Annotated in this window: 1 protein-coding gene; it reads right to left on the bottom strand. The window is 73.2% G+C overall.

What is annotated here, in order from left to right; genetic code table 11:
- Positions 1-1,434, bottom strand: a 1,434-nt coding sequence (locus QMF80_RS37865) for an MFS transporter (RefSeq protein WP_283461964.1), incomplete at both ends; no start/stop codon positions are given.

The following is a 1,434-nucleotide window of genomic DNA, read 5'->3' as shown; positions in this document are numbered from 1 at the left end:
CCCCCTCGACGGAGTCACAGGCAGCGGAAGAGGACGGCTCCATGCCCCGCGGCAGCTTCAGCGCCATCGCCGCCCCCGCGAACAAGAGCCCCGCGCTCACCAGGAGCGTCACGTGCAGCCCGTGCACGAACGACGTCCGGGCCGCCGCGTACAGGGACTCCCCCGCCGCACCCCCGAGGTGCCGGGCGATCTGGTAGGCCTCCCCCAGCGAGTTCCCCGCCCGCGCGGACTCCGCCCCCGTCACCCCGGGAACCCCCCGCAGCCCCGGCGCGTAGGCCGCGTTCATGACACTGCCGAGCAGCGCGATGCCCATGCCCGCCCCCAGCTGGTAGGAGGTCTCGCCGATCGCCGCCGCACCCCCCGCCCTGCTGACCGGGGCCTCGCTCAGCATGGACTCGTACGCCGCGAAGAGGGTGGTCTGCAGGCCGAAGCCGAGCAGGACGAAGCCGCAGGTGAGCAGCCAGGGCCGGTCGTCCAGCCCCATCATCGTCAGCAGCAGCACGGCGAGCGCGGTGAGCGTGAACCCGAGCGAGACCATCGCGCGCGGCCCGACCCGCTGGAGGGTGTACGCGCCGGTGGCGCCCGCGGCCATCGCGGCGAAGGTCAGCGGCAGCAGCCGCAGCCCGGTCTCCAGCGGGCTCAGGTGCAGCACGAGCTGGAGGTACTGGACGGCGATCAGCTCCAGGCCGACCAGCGCCAGCATGGCGAGCACGATGCACGCCACCGAGGTGGAGAAGGCCACCCGGGAGAACAGCCGGATGTCGACGAGGGGGTGCGTACGCCGCTTCTGGCGCCGTACGAAGAGCACCACCAGCCCGGCCCCGATCAGCAGCGGCACCAGGGCCGAGGCCTCCAGCAGGACCCGGTCGGCGCCGATCCGCTTGACCCCGAGCACCGTACCCAGCACGCCGCCCGCGGCCATCAGCGCGCCGAGGACGTCCCACGGACCGTCGTCGGCCCCCTTGGACTCGGGCAGCAGCCAGCGGCCGAGCGGCAGGATCAGCGCCATGAGCGGGATGTTGATCAGGAAGACGGAGCCCCACCAGAAGTGCTGGACGAGGAAGCCGCCGATGACCGGACCGCTGGCCGCGCCGACGGCGGCGACCGCCGTCCATATGCCTATCGCGAGGGCCCGCTCGCGCCGCTCGGGGAAGACCGTGCGCAGGATCGACAGGGTGGCGGGCATGATCATCGCGCCGCCGGCGCCGAGCAGGGCGCGGGCGGCGATGAGCATCTGCGCGTTGTCGGCGAGGGCCGCGATCGCGGAGGCGGCACCGAAGAGTCCGTAGCCGAGCAGCAGGATCCTGCGGCGGCCCACCCGGTCGCCGAGGGTGCCGAAGAGGATCAGCAGCGCCGCGCAGACGAGGGGGTAGGCGTCGACGATCCACAGCAGTTCCATGGAGCCGGGGCGCAGGTCCTCGGTGACCGAGGGGA

Source organism: Streptomyces sp. G-G2 (genome assembly GCF_030063135.1).
In the GTDB taxonomy this organism is placed as follows: domain Bacteria; phylum Actinomycetota; class Actinomycetes; order Streptomycetales; family Streptomycetaceae; genus Streptomyces.
The sequence above is the reverse complement of the archived record's forward strand: the minus strand, read 5'-3'. Positions and strand labels throughout refer to the sequence as shown.